Genomic DNA, 15,284 nt, shown 5'->3' with positions numbered 1-15,284 from the left:
TCCCCCTCTTCATGAGGACCTCAGAGGACTCTCGCGATGTACAAGCTCTTCTTCCGTCTGGTTTTCACACGGATGGACCCGGAGAAGGCCCATTACCTGGCTTTCCGCTGGATCCGGCTCGCCGTCCGGATCCCCGTCCTGCGGACGTTCGTCGCCGCCGCCCTCGCGCCCCGCCACAAGGAGTTGCGCACGGAGGCCTTCGGGCTGCGGATGCACGGCCCCTTCGGGCTCGCCGCCGGCTTCGACAAGAACGCCGTCGCCATCGACGGCATGTCGATGCTCGGCTTCGACCACATCGAGATCGGCACGGTCACGGGGGAGGCGCAGCCCGGCAACCCCAAGAAGCGGCTGTTCCGGCTCGTGAAGGACCGCGCGCTGATCAACCGCATGGGCTTCAACAACGAGGGCTCCCTGGTCGTAGCCGCCCGTCTGGCCTCCCGCACGCCCGTCTTCAGGACGGTCGTCGGCGTCAACATCGGCAAGACCAAGGTCGTCCCGGAGGAGGAGGCCGTCGCGGACTACGTGAAGTCGACCGAGCGGCTGGCGCCGTACGCCGACTACCTGGTCGTGAACGTGTCGTCGCCGAACACGCCCGGGCTGCGCAACCTGCAGGCCACCGAGGCGCTGCGGCCCCTGCTGAGCGCCGTGCGCGAGGCCGCCGACCGCAGGGTCACCTCGCGCCGCGTCCCGCTCCTGGTGAAGATCGCGCCGGACCTCGCCGACGCGGACGTCGACGCGGTCGCCGACCTGGCCGTCGAGCTCGGCCTGGACGGGATCATCGCCACCAACACCACCATCGCGCGCGAGGGCCTCGGCCTGAGGTCCGAGCCCGGCCTGGTGAAGGAGACCGGGGGCCTGTCCGGAGCGCCCCTGAAGGCCCGCTCCCTGGAGGTGCTGCGTCGCCTCTACGCGCGCGTGGGCGACCGGATCACCCTGGTGGGCGTCGGCGGCATCGAGAACGCCGAGGACGCCTGGCAGCGCATCCTGGCGGGCGCCACGCTGGTGCAGGGATACAGCGCCTTCATCTACGAGGGGCCCTTCTGGGGCCGCGCCATCCACAAGGGACTCGCCGCGCGTCTGCGCACGAGCCCCTACGCGACCCTCGCCGACGCGGTCGGCGCCGACGTGAGGAAGACGGCATGATCGAGCCCTTCGGAGCCCGGCTGCGCCGCGCCATGGACGAGCGCGGCCCTTTGTGCGTCGGCATCGACCCGCACGCCGCCCTGCTCGCCGAGTGGGGCCTCAACGACGACGTGACCGGCCTGGAGCGGTTCAGCCGTACGGTCGTCGAGGCGATGGCCGACCGGGTCGCCGTCCTCAAGCCGCAGAGCGCCTTCTTCGAGCGTTTCGGCTCGCGTGGCGTCGCCGTCCTGGAGAAGTCGGTCGCCGAGGCGCGACAGGCGGGCGCGCTGGTCGTGATGGACGCCAAGCGCGGCGACATCGGCTCGACCATGGCCGCGTACGCCGAGTCCTTCCTCCACAAGGACGCCCCGCTCTTCTCCGACGCGCTGACCGTCTCGCCGTATCTCGGCTACGGCTCGCTCGGGCCGGCCGTGGAACTGGCGCGGGAGACCGGCACCGGCCTGTTCGTGCTCGCCCTGACGTCGAACCCGGAGGGCGGCGAGGTCCAGCACGCGGTCCGTGCGGACGGCCGTGACGTCGGAGCGACGATGCTGGCCCACCTGGCCGCCGAGAACGCGGGGGAGACGCCCCTGGGCTCCTTCGGGGCCGTCGTGGGCGCCACGCTGGGCGACCTGTCGTCGTACGACCTGGACATCAACGGGCCGCTCCTGGCGCCCGGGATCGGCGCCCAGGGGGCCACTCCGGCCGATCTCCCGGGCGTTTTCGGTGCGGCCGTGCGCAACGTCGTGCCGAACGTCAGCCGGGGTGTGTTGCGGCACGGTCCCGACGTCGTCGCACTGCGTGACGCCGCGGGTCGCTTCGCGGAGGAGATCCGGGCCGCGGTGGCGGCCGCCTGAGGCCTTCGCCTCGGTGCTCGAGTCCTCCGATGAGTGGTCCGGAGCCGACTTGAGTCTGAATACATCCTCAAATCCTGGGCAGTATGTCTGAAATGTCCGACCTGGCGGAGGCTGACCAGGACTTTTCCGCTGTTCTCGCTGACTCTGGCGCACTTGGCCGCTAGTCTCCGACGAGAGCGAACGGGCAAGCGTGTTGCTCGTAGCTCCCCTGGTGTGGGGCGACTAGGTTCCTCACCGGTCCGTATCCGACAGTTCGACATCCGAGGTGACGTAGGCGTGGCTCTTCCGCCCCTTACCCCTGAACAGCGCGCAGCCGCGCTCGAAAAGGCCGCCGCGGCTCGCCGGGAGCGGGCCGAGGTCAAGAATCGACTCAAGCACTCCGGCGCCTCCCTGCACGAGGTCATCAAGCAGGGCCAGGAGAACGACGTCATCGGCAAGATGAAGGTCTCCGCGCTGCTCGAGTCCCTGCCAGGCGTGGGCAAGGTCCGCGCCAAGCAGATCATGGAGCGACTCGGCATCTCCGAGAGCCGCCGCGTGCGCGGCCTCGGTTCCAACCAGATCGCCTCCCTGGAGCGTGAGTTCGGCAGTACCGGCTCCTGAACCCGGGTCACTCCGGGAAGGGAGTCCCGGGCACTCCGGGATTGCTGGAATAATCGCTGCATGAGTGAACGTCCGCGGCTGACCGTGCTCTCCGGCCCCTCCGGGGTCGGCAAGAGCACGGTCGTCGCTCATATGCGCAAGGAACACCCCGAGGTCTGGCTCTCGGTGTCGGCGACGACCCGCAAGCCCCGCCCCGGCGAGAAGCACGGAGTCCAGTACTTCTTCGTCACCGACGAGGAGATGGACAAGCTGATCGCCAACGGTGAGCTGCTGGAGTGGGCCGAGTTCGCCGGCAACCGCTACGGCACGCCGCGTGCGGCCGTGCTGGAGCGCCTGGAGGCGGGTGAGCCCGTGCTCCTGGAGATCGACCTCCAGGGCGCCCGGCAGGTCCGCGAGTCCATGAAGGACGCCCAGCTGGTGTTCCTGGCTCCGCCCTCCTGGGAGGAGCTGGTGCGCAGACTCACCGGTCGAGGCACCGAGCCGCCCGAGGTGATCGAGCGCCGCCTGGAGGCGGCGAAGATCGAACTGGCGGCCGAGCCGGAGTTCGACGTGACCCTGGTCAACACCTCCGTCGAGGATGTAGCACGCGAGCTGCTAGCCTTGATGGAAGTTGTGTGATCATGACTGATCTTTTCCCATCCATCGGAAGGTAGAGCGTGTCCTCTTCCATCTCCGCGCCCGAGGGCATCATCAACCCGCCGATCGACGAGCTTCTCGAGGCCACGGACTCGAAGTACAGCCTCGTCATCTACGCGGCCAAGCGGGCCCGCCAGATCAACGCGTACTACTCGCAGCTCGGCGAGGGCCTCCTCGAGTACGTCGGTCCGCTCGTTGACACCCACGTCCACGAGAAGCCGCTGTCGATCGCCCTGCGCGAGATCAACGCGGGTCTGCTGACGTCCGAGGCTGTAGAGGGCCCGGCGCAGTAGTACTTTCAGCTTGCGGTGAGCTTTTCCACAGGCCCGGCAGCGCGACTGCCGGGCCTGTGGTCTGCTCGGGGTGCGGGGTCGCTCCCCGCGGTGGTGCAGCATGGGGGCATACGGTTTCCGAGGTCGGGGAGAGACGGTGGACAAACCGAAGGTCGTCCTGGGCGTCAGTGGCGGCATCGCCGCGTACAAGGCCTGTGAGCTGCTGCGCAGACTGACGGAGTCGGGCCATGACGTCCGGGTCGTCCCCACCGCCTCCGCCCTGCACTTCGTCGGCGCCGCCACCTGGTCCGCGCTCTCCGGCAACCCGGTCTCGACCGAGGTCTGGGACGACGTCCACGAGGTGCCGCACGTCCGCATCGGTCAGCACGCCGACCTGGTGGTCGTCGCCCCCGCCACCGCGGACATGCTCGCCAAGGCCGCCCACGGTCTCGCCGACGACCTCCTGACCAACACCCTGCTCACCGCCCGCTGCCCGGTCGTCTTCGCGCCCGCGATGCACACCGAGATGTGGGAACACCCGGCCACCCAGGAGAACGTGGCGACGCTGCGCCGCCGGGGCGCCGTGGTCGTCGAACCGGCCGTGGGCCGCCTCACCGGCGTCGACACGGGCAAGGGCCGGCTGCCCGATCCCGCCGAGATCTTCGAGGTCTGCCGCCGTGTCCTGGCCCGCGGCGTCACCGAGCCCGACCTCACGGGCCGGCACGTCGTCGTCAGCGCCGGCGGTACCCGCGAACCGCTCGACCCGGTCCGGTTCCTCGGCAACCGCTCCTCCGGCAAGCAGGGCTACGCCCTCGCCCGCACCGCCGCCGCGCGGGGCGCCCGGGTCACCCTGATCGCGGCGAACACCGGCCTGCCCGACCCGGCCGGCGTGGACGTCGTTCCGGTCGGGACGGCCGTACAACTGCGCGAGGCGGTGCTGAAGGCCGCTGCGGACGCCGACGCGGTCGTCATGGCCGCCGCGGTGGCGGACTTCCGGCCGCAGACGTACGCGGCCGGAAAGATCAAGAAGAAGGACGGCCAGGACCCCGACCCCATCGTGCTCATACGGAATCCGGACATCCTCGCGGAGATCTCCGCCGACCGCGCCCGCCCCGGCCAGGTGGTCGTCGGCTTCGCCGCCGAGACGGACGACGTGCTGGCCAACGGCCGTACCAAACTGCGGCGCAAGGGCTGTGACCTCCTCGTCGTGAACGAGGTGGGTGAGCGCAAGACCTTCGGCTCCGAGGAGAACGAGGCCCTCGTGCTGGGCGCCGACGGCAGCGAGACCCCCATCCCGCACGGCCCGAAGGAAGCCCTGGCCGAAACCGTGTGGGATCTGGTGGCCGAACGCCTGGGCTGAACGTTTCCTTCGGCGCCAGGATCGCTCACGCGCCGCAGATTGGGGCGTGGCGCCCCTGGCCAAGCCCGCTCGCAATTGGGCAGAATGCCCGTGCCGCAGGTCACAGCCCTCCCGAGAGGCGAGACAGGGAGGCCGGTGGCCGAGCACGACCGATAAACTGTTCTCGGACGACGCCGGGCGCAGCCCCCGGCCGTCCGCCAATGATCAGCCAGCAGCCGCTGCAACCCCAGGGAGCGTTGTGTCCCGTCGCCTGTTCACCTCGGAGTCCGTGACCGAGGGTCACCCCGACAAGATCGCTGACCAGATCAGCGACACCATTCTCGACGCGCTCCTGAAGGAGGACCCGACCTCTCGGGTCGCCGTCGAGACGCTGATCACGACCGGCCTGGTGCACGTGGCCGGAGAGGTAACGACCAAGGCGTACGCGCCGATCGCCCAGCTGGTTCGCGACAAGATCCTGGAGATCGGCTACGACTCCTCGAAGAAGGGCTTCGACGGCGCCTCCTGCGGTGTCTCGGTGTCGATCGGCGCGCAGTCCCCGGACATCGCGCAGGGCGTCGACACCGCCTACGAGTCCCGGGTCGAGGGCGACGAGGACGAGCTGGACCGCCAGGGCGCGGGTGACCAGGGCCTGATGTTCGGTTACGCGTGCGACGAGACGCCGACCCTGATGCCGCTGCCGATCTTCCTGGCGCACCGCCTCTCCAACCGCCTGTCCGAGGTCCGCAAGAACGGGACCATCCCCTACCTGCGCCCGGACGGCAAGACGCAGGTCACCATCGAGTACGACGGCGACAAGGCCGTCCGCCTCGACACGGTCGTGGTCTCCTCGCAGCACGCGTCGGACATCGACCTGGAGTCGCTGCTCGCCCCCGACATCCGCGAGTTCGTCGTGGAGCCGGAGCTGAAGGCGCTGCTGGACGACGGCATCAAGCTGGAAACCGAGAACTACCGTCTCCTGGTGAACCCGACCGGCCGCTTCGAGATCGGCGGCCCGATGGGCGACGCCGGCCTGACCGGCCGCAAGATCATCATCGACACGTACGGCGGCATGGCCCGTCACGGCGGTGGCGCGTTCTCCGGCAAGGACCCGTCCAAGGTGGACCGTTCGGCGGCGTACGCGATGCGCTGGGTCGCCAAGAACGTGGTCGCCGCGGGCCTCGCCACCCGCTGCGAGGTCCAGGTCGCCTACGCGATCGGCAAGGCCGAGCCGGTCGGCCTGTTCGTGGAGACCTTCGGCACCGCCAAGGTCGACACCGACCGGATCGAGAAGGCCATCGACGAGGTCTTCGACCTCCGCCCGGCCGCCATCATCCGCGACCTCGACCTGCTCCGCCCGATCTACGCCCGCACGGCGGCGTACGGCCACTTCGGCCGCGAACTGCCCGAGTTCACGTGGGAGAAGACGGACCGCGTGGACGCGCTGCGGAAGGCCGCGGGGCTGTAGTGCCGTAGTTCTGTAGGGCTGTAGGGCAACCTGCTCCGTTCGAGGCTCGGCTCCCGGTGGGGAGTCGGGCCTCGAACGCGTTCGGGCGGGTCCAAATGGCTGGCGGATCCGGCTCGTGGATTCGTAGGGTGGTGATCTCCCGGTGCGATGGTCGCGGGTACTTCTGTGGAGTGCGCCCAGGGGCGCGCGGTGAAGCCGAGCTTGGCGTACCGCTGCCACTTGTGATCTCGGGAGGTTCGACGCCGGGGCGTCCGGTGCGAAGGTGACGGATACTTCGGGCTCGCGAGCCCCCGCGGGTTCGAATCCCGCCGCCGGCCGAGGCAGGTCCTCGGTGGTGTGGCCGAGTGGTCCAAGGCAGAGTGCGCGCCGTCACCGCGGGAGACCTCGGGCGCCGTCGGTTGTCAGTGGCGTTTGGTAAAAATGCAAGTGTGAGCAGCGAGAACGGGTCGGTGGACGGCGGGGCCGAGGGGGCGCCGCCCGAGCAGCTTGCGCTCATTCGGGACAGCGTGCGGCAGGCGAAGACGCCCCGGGCCAAGCCGCGGACCTGGCGCGGGGCCGCGCTGGCCACGGAGCTGCCCGTCGCCCGGGTGCTGGTGGACAAGGGCGTGCTGCACCTCGACCGGTACTTCGACTACGCGGTGCCCGAGGAGCTGGACGCCGACGCGCAGCCCGGGGTGCGGGTGCGCGTGCGGTTCGGGGCGGGGCGGCATCGGGTGCGGGACGGGCGGCGTGAGGGCGGCGGACTGATCGACGGATTTCTCGTCGAGCGGCTGGCCGAGTCCGACTACTCCGGGCCGCTCGCCGCGCTGGCCCAGGTCGTGTCGCCGGAGCCGGTGCTCGGCGAGGAACTGTTGGGACTGGCGCGGGCGGTCGCCGATCGGTACGCCGGAAGCCTTGCCGACGTGCTGCAGCTCGCGGTGCCGCCGCGCAGTGCGAGGGCCGAGCAACGGCCGTCGCCCGCGCCGCTGCCGCCGCCGAGTGCGCCCGAGGTGGGCTCCTGGGAGCGGTACGAGCACGGCGCCGCGTTCGTGGAGGCCCTGGCCTCGGGGGGTACGCCGCGGGCCGTGTGGAACGCGTTGGCCGGGCCGCAGTGGAGCGAGGAGCTGGCGCGGGCCGTGGCGGCGACGCTCGCCTCCGGGCGCGGCGCGCTGGTGGTGCTGCCGGACGGGCGGGCGGTCGCGCGGGCCGACGCCGCGCTGACGGCGTTGCTGGGGGAGGGGCGCCATGCCGTGCTCACCGCCGACGCCGGGCCCGAGAAGCGGTATCGGGAGTGGCTGGCCGTGCGGCGGGGTTCCGTACGGGCGGTCATCGGGACGCGGGCCGCCATGTTCGCCCCCGTCCAGGATCTCGGGCTGGTCGCCATCTGGGAGGACGGCGACGACAGCCACAGCGAGCAGCACGCACCCCAGCCCCATGCCCGAGAGGTCCTGCTGCTGCGCGCCGCGCTGGACAAGTGCGCCTTTCTGCTGGGCAGTTGGAGCTGCACCGTCGAGGCGGCACAGCTCGTGGAGAGCGGGTGGGCCCGGCCGCTCGTCGCGGGGCGGGAACAGGTGCGGGGCGCCGCTCCGCTCGTGCGGACCGTCGGTGACGGCGATCTCGCGCGGGACGAGGCCGCCCGGGCCGCCCGGCTGCCCACCCTCGCCTGGCAGGTCGTCAGGGAGGGGCTGCGGCACGGGCCGGTGCTCGTCCAGGTGCCCAGGCGGGGTTACGTACCGCGGATGGCGTGCGCCAACTGCCGGGCGCCCGCGCGCTGTCGGCAGTGCGCCGGACCTTTGGAGGCGCAGGAGTCCGGGGCCGCGCTGCGGTGCGGGTGGTGCGGGCGCGACGAGGGCGCCTGGCACTGTCCTGAGTGCGGTGCGTTCCGGCTGCGGGCGCAGGTCGTGGGGGCGCGACGGACCGCGGAGGAGCTGGGGCGGGCGTTTCCGGCCGTGCCGGTGCGGACCTCCGGGCGCGAGCAGGTGCTGGACACCGTGGCGTCGGCGCCCGCGCTGGTGGTGAGCACGCCGGGGGCCGAACCCGTCGCCGAGGGCGGGTACGCGGCCGCGTTGCTGCTGGACGGATGGGCCATGCTCGGGCGCCCCGATCTGCGCGCCGGTGAGGACGCGTTGCGGCGGTGGATCGGGGCGGCGGCGCTGGTACGCCCGCAGGGTGCCGGGGGCACGGTCGTGATCGTCGCCGAGCCCACGCTGCGGCCCGTGCAGGCCCTCGTGCGATGGGACCCCGTCGGCCACGCGGTGCGGGAGCTCTCCGAGCGGGCCGAGCTGGGATTTCCCCCGGTGTCGCGGATGGCTGCGGTGTCGGCGCCGACGGAGGCGCTCGCCGAGTTCCTCGGGGCGGTGGAGCTGCCTTCCGAGGCCGAGGTGTTGGGGCCCGTGCCGGTGCCCGTCACCACCGCCGGGCGCCCGCGCCGCGCGGGGGCGCCGCCGCTCGGGGAGCACTGGGAGCGGGCACTCATCCGCGTGCCGCCGGGGACGGGGGCGGCGCTGGCGTCCGCCCTGAAGGCCGCGCAGGCGGCGCGAATGGCGCGTGGCGGCGCGGAGACCGGGGCGGTCCGGGTACGGATCGATCCGCCCGACATCGGCTGAGGCGATGGGCGAAGGCGGCCCGCCGAGGTACGGGCCTGGCCGGGGTGTTGGCGGTCTGGGCAGGGGAGTACGAGGCCTGGTCGGGGGTCTTGGTGGGCTTGCCACGCTGATACAGGCTTCGCCGGGGGGGCGTCGGTGGTCTTGGCACGGTGGTACAGGCTGGCCGGGGGTGTCGGGGCCTCGGGACGGTGATACGGCCTCGCCGGGTGTGTCGGTGGCCTTGGCACGGTGGTACGAGCTGGCCGGGCGTGTCGGTGCCTTTCCCGCGGTGATACGGCCTTGCTGGGGGCGGTGGTCTCGACACCGTGGTACGGACTGCCGGGGAGTCGGTGCCGCGACACGGTGATACGGGCTTCGCCGGGGCGTTGGTGGTCGACAGGGCGGTATGGGCTGCCGGGGGAGTTGGTGGCGTCGCCCCCGGTGAAACGGGCTTCGCTGGGGGGCGTTGGTGGTCTTGGCCGGGCGGTATGGGCTGCCGGGGGAGTCCCGGCGACAGGCCTCGCCGGGTGTGTCGGTGACCTTGGCACGGCGGTACGGGCTGGCCCCGGGGGCGTCGGCGGTCTCGACACGGTGGCACGGGCTGGCCGGGAGGTGGGGGCCGCGCCCCAGCGACAGGCCCCGCCGCGTGTGTCGGAGGCCTTGGCCAGGCGGCACGGGCTGGCCGGGAGGTGGGGGCCTCGCCCCAGCGACAGGCCCCGCCGAGTGTGTCGGAGGCCTTGGCAAGGCGGCACGGGCTGGCCGGGGTTGTCGGTGACTCGGCACGGTGGCACGGTCTCGGCCGGGGCGTCGGTTGCCCTGGGTGCCGGAATGGGGGATGCGGCCGGACGCGGACCGAGCGGTGGGGTCGTGACATGCGGCTGCCCTCCCGGATGCGCCGGGAGGGCAGGGAAGGGGTCGGTCAGCCGTTGCGGGGGGCGGGGAAGGCGGTCGTCGGCCTGGCCTCGTCGCGAAGGGACGGGCTGCCTGCCGTCGGCTGGGTCGGCATCGAGCGTGCGGCGGGGACCGTGGGCACGGTGGTGATACCGGAGCCCACGTTGACCGTGCGGGAAGGCACGGGGTCCGTGGTCCGCTCGGGCTCGGTCGTCGTCTGGGCCGTGGCGCGGCGGGCGCCGTAACGGCGGTGCACCGCCTGCTTGGTGACTCCGAGGGCGGAACCCACCGCGTCCCACGAGAAGCCGAGTGAGCGGTCGAAGTCCACGGCGGCCGTGACCAGGGTCTCGACACTGTCCCGGAGTTCCTGGGCGAGCCGGACCGTGGGGGCGGGGGCGCGTCCGTAGACGACGAAGCCCGTGGACGGGCCGGAGCGGCGCGGGCGGTAGACGTTGCCCAGCTGGGCGGTGAGCGTGCGCAGTGCGTCCACCTGCCGGCGGACCCGCTCGATGTCCCGCACCAGCAAGTGCAGGCTGGCCCGAGCCTGGGCGTCGTGGGTTGCGTGGTCGGCCATGAACAAGCCTCTCGAACCGGCGATGAAAAGGATCGGGCCGCGCGATGTGCGGCCCGCGTTGGTCAACTCTCTCTTGACCAACGCGTCTACGCTCCGCTGGTCACGCTCCGGGGGCGTATGGGCATATGCGTACGCCCCTGGAGGGGTGATTGCGCCTCGGCCGTCGGCCCGGGATTGGTCTCCCGCCGCTGTTCCATACGTGGTCATAGACTTGGGAGTTGCCCGTCCCACCCCCGCCCGAGAGGCCCGAACCCACCCATGAAGCTCGTCTTCGCCGGTACCCCCGAGGTCGCCGTTCCCGCTCTGGACGCTCTGCTCGCCTCCGGGCGGCACGAGGTGGCCGCCGTCGTCACGCGGCCCGACGCGCCGGCCGGACGTGGGCGGAGGCTGGTCGCCTCTCCCGTCGCCCAGCGGGCCGAGGAGGCCGGGATCGAGGTGCTGAAGCCGGTCAGGCCGCGGGATCCGGAATTTCTGGAGCGGCTCGGGGAGATCGCACCGGACTGCTGTCCCGTCGTCGCCTACGGCGCGCTCCTTCCCAGGGTGGCCCTCGACATCCCCGCCCACGGCTGGGTCAACCTGCACTTCTCGCTGCTGCCCGCCTGGCGCGGGGCCGCGCCCGTGCAGCACGCGATCATGGCGGGGGACGAGATCACCGGAGCCTCGACCTTCCTGATCGAGGAAGGGCTCGACTCCGGGCCCGTCTACGGCACGGTCACCGAGGAGATCCGGCCCACCGACACCAGCGGTGACCTGCTGACCCGGCTCGCCTTCGCGGGCTCCGGGCTGCTCGCCGCGACCATGGACGGGATCGCGGACGGCACGCTGAAGGCTGTACCGCAACCCCCCGAGGGCATCACCCTCGCCCCGAAGATCACCGTCGAGGACGCCAAGGTGGACTGGGCTACCCCGGCGCTGCGGGTGGACCGGGTGGTGCGCGGGTGCACTCCGGCGCCCGGCGCCTGGACCGTCTTCCGGGGCGAGCGCCTCAAGCTCATTCAGGCGCGGCCCGTGCCCGAGCGGACCGACCTGGCCGTCGGCGTGCTCTCCGTGGGCAAGAACGACGTCCACGTCGGCACGGGCTCGTACGCCGTCGAGCTGTTGTGGGTGCAGGCTCAGGGCAAGAAGCCGATGAAGGCCGCCGACTGGGCGCGCGGGGTGCGCATCGGTGACGGCGAGACCCTCGGCGCGTGAAACGGGGGGCCACGGACTTACCCTTGGCGGGTATCCCCCTCTGAACCCGGAGCACCTTTTTCGTGAGTGACCAGCCCCGTCGGCCCCGCCCCGCCGGCAAGCCCTACCGTCGGCCGCAGAAGGACCCCGTCCGCTTCCTCGCCTTCGAGGCGCTGCGAGCCGTGGACGAGCGGGACGCGTACGCCAACCTCGTCCTGCCGCCGCTGCTGCGGAAGGCGCGGGAGAAGGAGGGACCCGACAAGTTCGACGGGCGGGACGCGGCGCTGGCGACCGAGCTGGTGTACGGGACGCTGCGCCGGCAGGGGACGTACGACGCCGTCATCAAAGCCTGTATCGACCGGCCGCTGCGCGAGGTCGACCCGCCGGTGCTCGACGTGCTCAGTCTCGGCGTGCACCAGCTGCTCGGGACGCGGATCCCGACGCACGCCGCCGTGTCCTCGTCCGTCGAACTCGCCCGGGTGGTGCTCGGCGACGGGCGGGCGAAGTTCGTCAACGCCGTGCTGCGCAAGGTCGCGCAGGACGACCTCGACGGCTGGATCGCGAAGGTCGCACCGCCCTACGACGAGGACCCCGAGGACCACCTCGCCGTCGTGCACTCGCATCCCCGCTGGGTCGTCTCCGCACTGTGGGACTCGCTCGGCGGCGGGCGGGCCGGCATCGAGGAACTGCTGGCGGCCGACAACGAGCGGCCCGAGGTGACCCTCGTGGCGCGGCCGGGCCGGTCCACCACCGACGAGCTGCTCCGGGAGGAGGCCGCGGTGGCGGGCCGCTGGTCGCCGTACGCCGTGCGGCTGGCCGAGGGCGGCGAACCCGGTGCCATCGAGGCCGTACGGGAGGGCCGGGCCGGTGTGCAGGACGAGGGCAGCCAGCTCGTCGCGCTGGCCCTCGCCCACGCGCCCCTCGAAGGGCGGGACGAGAAGTGGCTCGACGGATGCGCCGGGCCCGGCGGCAAGGCCGCGCTGCTCGCCGCTCTCGCCGCCGAGCGCGGGGCCTTCCTGCTCGCCTCCGAGAAGCAGCCGAAACGGGCCGGGCTCGTCGCCAAGGCCCTCGACGGCAACCCCGGCCCTTACCAGGTCATCGCCGCCGACGGGATCCGTCCGCCGTGGCGGCCGGGCTCCTTCGACCGGGTGCTGATGGACGTGCCGTGCACCGGGCTCGGCGCCCTGCGGCGGCGACCCGAGGCGCGGTGGCGCAGGCGCCCCGAGGACCTCGAAGGGTTCGCGCCGCTGCAGCGCGGACTGCTGCACTCCGCGCTCGACTCCGTGCGGGTCGGCGGGATCGTCGGCTACGCCACCTGCTCGCCGCATCTCGCGGAGACCAGGGCCGTCGTCGACGATGTGCTGGGGAAGCGCCCGGAGGCCGAACTCGTCGACGCCCGGCCCCTGCTGCCCGGCGTACCGGACCTCGGCGAAGGCCCCGACGTACAGCTGTGGCCGCATCGCCACGGGACCGACGCCATGTACCTGGCGCTCATTCGGCGGACCGGCTGACTGTGGCCGCCACCGCCTCGGCGGCGGGTGGCCCGCCGTCCTCCCGGGCCAGCCGGTGCGGCCACCACACCTTCGGGCCCACGTCCAGGAACAGGGACGTGACCAGCACCGACCGCACGATGAACGTGTCAAGGAGCACGCCCAGGGCCACCGCGAAGCCGAGTTCGGCGAAGGCGACCATCGGCAGGGTGGCGAGGGCGGCGAAGGTGCCCGCGAGGACCAGGCCCGCCGAGGTGATGACCGCGCCGGTCGCGGCGAGGCCGGTCAGCGCGCCCTTGCGCGTGCCCTGATGGAGGGCCTCCTCGCGGATGCGGGTGGTCAGGAAGATGTTGTAGTCGATGCCCAGGGCGACCAGGAAGACGAACACGAACAGCGGGAAGTCCGTCGTTTCGCCCGCGTAGTCGAAGAGGTACCGGAAGGCGAGCGCGCTGATGCCGAGGGCCGCCGTGAACGACAGGATCACCGTCCCGACCAGTAGCAGGGGGGCGATCAGCGCGCGCAGCAGCACGCACAGGATCAGCAGGACGACGACCAGTACCAGCGGGATGATCAGTTTGTTGTCGTGCGTGGTCGCCTTGTCCATGTCCAGCAGGGATGCCGTACCGCCGCCCACCTGGGCGTCGGCGTCCGGCACCGCGTGCACGGCGTCCCGGACCCGCTCCACCGTCTGTTTCGCGGCCTCGCTGTCGGACGGATCGGTCATGGTGGCCTCGAACAGCACCTTGCCCTCGAAGGACGGCTTGGTGCCCGGTGGCAGACCGAGCGACTCGGGGACCACGCCCCGGGTGGCGGCGACCGTCTCGCCGACCTGCCGAGCCTGCGCCTGGTTGCTGACGACGACCAGCGGATCACCGCTTCCGGCCGGGAAGTAGAGCGCCGAGACCTCCTGGCCGACGATGGAGTCCGGCTTCCCGGTGAAGGCGTCCGCGTTGCTGATGCCCTCGGCGCGCAGCTGGATCAGGCCGAGCGAGCAGATCGCCAGCACCGCCGCGGTGACGCCCCAGACCATGCGGGGACGGACGGCCATGCGACCGCCCATACGGGCCCACACGCCCCGGTCGGCAGGGTTCGGTGTGCCGAGGTGCGGGATCACCGGCCAGAAGATCCAGCGGCCGAAGATCACCAGCAGTGCCGGGAACAGCGTCATCATCGCCAGCAGGGCGACCGCGACGCCGATCGCCGCCACCGGGCCGAGGCCTCTCGTGGAGTTCATGTCGGCGGCCAGCAGCATCAGCATGCTCAGTACGACGGTCGCGCCGGAGGCGAGGACCGCCGGGCCCGCGCGGTGCAGGGCGAGCGCCATCGCCTCGTGGCGGTCCTCGTGGCGGCGCAGCTCCTCCCGGTAGCGGGCGACCAGCAACAGGGCATAGTCCGTCCCCGCGCCGAACACCAGCACGGTCAGGATGCCCGCGCTCTGCCCGTTGACCGTGAGCCCCGCGTGTTCCGCCAGGAAGTAGATCAGCGCCTGGGCGGTGAACAGCGCGGCGATCACCGAGAGCAGGGGGACCAGGATGAGCGTGGGGCTGCGGTAGGTGAGCAGCAGCATCACGATGACGACGCTCATCGCCGAGATCAGCAGCGTCGAGTCGATGCCCTCGAAGGCCTCGGAGAAGTCGGCGGAGGTGCCGCCCGGGCCGGTGATGTGCACGGCGAGGCCGTCGCCGCCCTCGCCGACGATGTCCCGGATCGAGTCGACCGCGGGCCCGATCCGCTCCCAGCCCTTCTCGTCCATGGTGATCGGCACCAGGACCTGGGCGGCGCGCGGGTTCGTCTGCCGGTCGTAGACCGGGCCCCGGGTCTCGTCACCGCGGATGCCGTGGTCGGTCAGCTGTTTGAGCTCGGCCGTGTCCTTGGTGATCTGCGCCCGCTCCTGTGCGGTCAGGCCGTCCTCGCGGGCGTACACCACGACCGCGGGAATCTGCTCGGGCCTGAAGTCCTCCGAGATCTGCAGGACTTGGGTCGACTCGGCGGAGCCGGGCAGCCAGGAGGCCGCGTCGTTGTCCTGGGCGTCGGTGAGTTTCTGGGCGAACGGTGCCGTCAGGAACAGCACCACCAGCCACAGCACCAGCACCAGCCACTTGGCACGCCGCCCGCACACCAGATGCGCGATGCCCCGCTGCCCCTGCTTGTTCCCCTGGATCTCCGTCATGGCCACCCCCGCAGCCGCCCTTGGAGCCGATCGGCCGCCCAGCATGGCACGGGCGGCCCCGGTGCAACATCCGATGAACGGCTTAGGTCTGGACCGGCGCGAACATTCGTGCCCGGACATGGCAGTCTTGG

General features: G+C 71.9%; 11 protein-coding genes, 1 tRNA gene and 1 pseudogene. 11 read left to right on the top strand and 2 right to left on the bottom strand.

Annotated features, from left to right (window positions below):
* Positions 1–36: 36 nt before the first annotated feature.
* From ACWBNA_RS15320 to ACWBNA_RS15280, 9 genes and pseudogenes are all read left to right on the top strand, one after another.
* Positions 37–1,143 (top strand): quinone-dependent dihydroorotate dehydrogenase, encoded by a 1,107-nt coding sequence (locus ACWBNA_RS15320; protein ID WP_482704881.1) that lies wholly within the window; start codon positions 37–39, stop codon positions 1,141–1,143.
* Complete coding sequence (gene pyrF / locus ACWBNA_RS15315) at positions 1,140–1,979, top strand: orotidine-5'-phosphate decarboxylase (protein WP_482704880.1); 840 nt, start codon at positions 1,140–1,142, stop codon at positions 1,977–1,979. Before ACWBNA_RS15320 ends, pyrF begins: the two co-directional genes overlap by 4 nt.
* 276 nt (positions 1,980–2,255) lie before the next feature.
* The gene (locus ACWBNA_RS15310; protein ID WP_003977346.1) at positions 2,256–2,579 is read left to right on the top strand and encodes an integration host factor; all 324 of its coding nucleotides are present in this window, start codon (positions 2,256–2,258) and stop codon (positions 2,577–2,579) included.
* Between the two features lie 30 nt (positions 2,580–2,609).
* Positions 2,610–3,197 (top strand): annotated as a pseudogene (gene gmk, locus ACWBNA_RS15305) (guanylate kinase); the annotation flags it as partial.
* 38 nt (positions 3,198–3,235) lie between these two features.
* Positions 3,236–3,508 (top strand): DNA-directed RNA polymerase subunit omega, encoded by a 273-nt coding sequence (rpoZ, locus tag ACWBNA_RS15300; RefSeq protein ID WP_003988945.1) that lies wholly within the window; start codon positions 3,236–3,238, stop codon positions 3,506–3,508.
* 136 nt (positions 3,509–3,644) lie between these two features.
* Complete coding sequence (gene coaBC / locus ACWBNA_RS15295) at positions 3,645–4,847, top strand: bifunctional phosphopantothenoylcysteine decarboxylase/phosphopantothenate--cysteine ligase CoaBC (RefSeq protein WP_482704879.1); 1,203 nt, start codon at positions 3,645–3,647, stop codon at positions 4,845–4,847.
* A gap of 238 nt (positions 4,848–5,085) precedes the next feature.
* A complete protein-coding gene (metK, locus tag ACWBNA_RS15290) occupies positions 5,086–6,294 on the top strand; it encodes a methionine adenosyltransferase (protein ID WP_383865772.1) in 1,209 nt (402 codons plus the stop codon).
* A 184-nt stretch (positions 6,295–6,478) separates the two neighbouring features.
* A tRNA-Ile gene (locus ACWBNA_RS15285) sits at positions 6,479–6,611 on the top strand.
* Between the two features lie 111 nt (positions 6,612–6,722).
* Complete coding sequence (locus tag ACWBNA_RS15280; RefSeq protein WP_482704878.1) at positions 6,723–8,879, top strand: primosomal protein N'; 2,157 nt, start codon at positions 6,723–6,725, stop codon at positions 8,877–8,879.
* Positions 8,880–9,777: 898 nt separating this feature from the next.
* On the opposite strand, the gene ACWBNA_RS15275 is transcribed toward ACWBNA_RS15280, so the two are convergent.
* On the bottom strand, positions 9,778–10,323 hold the full coding sequence (locus ACWBNA_RS15275; protein ID WP_482704877.1) for a hypothetical protein: 546 nt from the start codon (positions 10,321–10,323) through the stop codon (positions 9,778–9,780).
* A 258-nt stretch (positions 10,324–10,581) separates the two neighbouring features.
* Here ACWBNA_RS15275 and fmt point away from each other — a divergent pair, with 258 nt between their 5' ends.
* Positions 10,582–11,514 (top strand): methionyl-tRNA formyltransferase, encoded by a 933-nt coding sequence (gene fmt / locus ACWBNA_RS15270; protein ID WP_482704876.1) that lies wholly within the window; start codon positions 10,582–10,584, stop codon positions 11,512–11,514.
* 62 nt (positions 11,515–11,576) lie between these two features.
* A complete protein-coding gene (locus ACWBNA_RS15265) occupies positions 11,577–13,004 on the top strand; it encodes an RsmB/NOP family class I SAM-dependent RNA methyltransferase (protein ID WP_482704875.1) in 1,428 nt (475 codons plus the stop codon).
* On the opposite strand, the gene ACWBNA_RS15260 is transcribed toward ACWBNA_RS15265, so the two are convergent.
* Positions 12,985–15,153, bottom strand: a complete 2,169-nt coding sequence (locus ACWBNA_RS15260; RefSeq protein ID WP_482704874.1) for an MMPL family transporter — start codon at positions 15,151–15,153, stop codon at positions 12,985–12,987. The genes ACWBNA_RS15265 and ACWBNA_RS15260 overlap by 20 nt on opposite strands.
* Positions 15,154–15,284 lie beyond the last annotated feature (131 nt).

Source organism: Streptomyces sp. Q2 (genome assembly GCF_056820935.1).
The sequence above is the reverse complement of the archived record's forward strand: the minus strand, read 5'-3'. Positions and strand labels throughout refer to the sequence as shown.

Bases quoted from the DNA above. Each gene is read 5' to 3' on its own strand.
- ACWBNA_RS15320 (WP_482704881.1), top strand. From the start codon at position 37: ATGTACAAGCTCTTCTTCCGTCTGGTTTTCACACGGATGGACCCGGAG.
- pyrF (WP_482704880.1), top strand. From the start codon at position 1,140: ATGATCGAGCCCTTCGGAGCCCGGCTGCGCCGCGCCATGGACGAGCGC.
- ACWBNA_RS15275 (WP_482704877.1), bottom strand. From the start codon at position 10,323: ATGGCCGACCACGCAACCCACGACGCCCAGGCTCGGGCCAGCCTGCAC.
- fmt (WP_482704876.1), top strand. From the start codon at position 10,582: ATGAAGCTCGTCTTCGCCGGTACCCCCGAGGTCGCCGTTCCCGCTCTG.
- ACWBNA_RS15260 (WP_482704874.1), bottom strand. From the start codon at position 15,153: ATGACGGAGATCCAGGGGAACAAGCAGGGGCAGCGGGGCATCGCGCAT.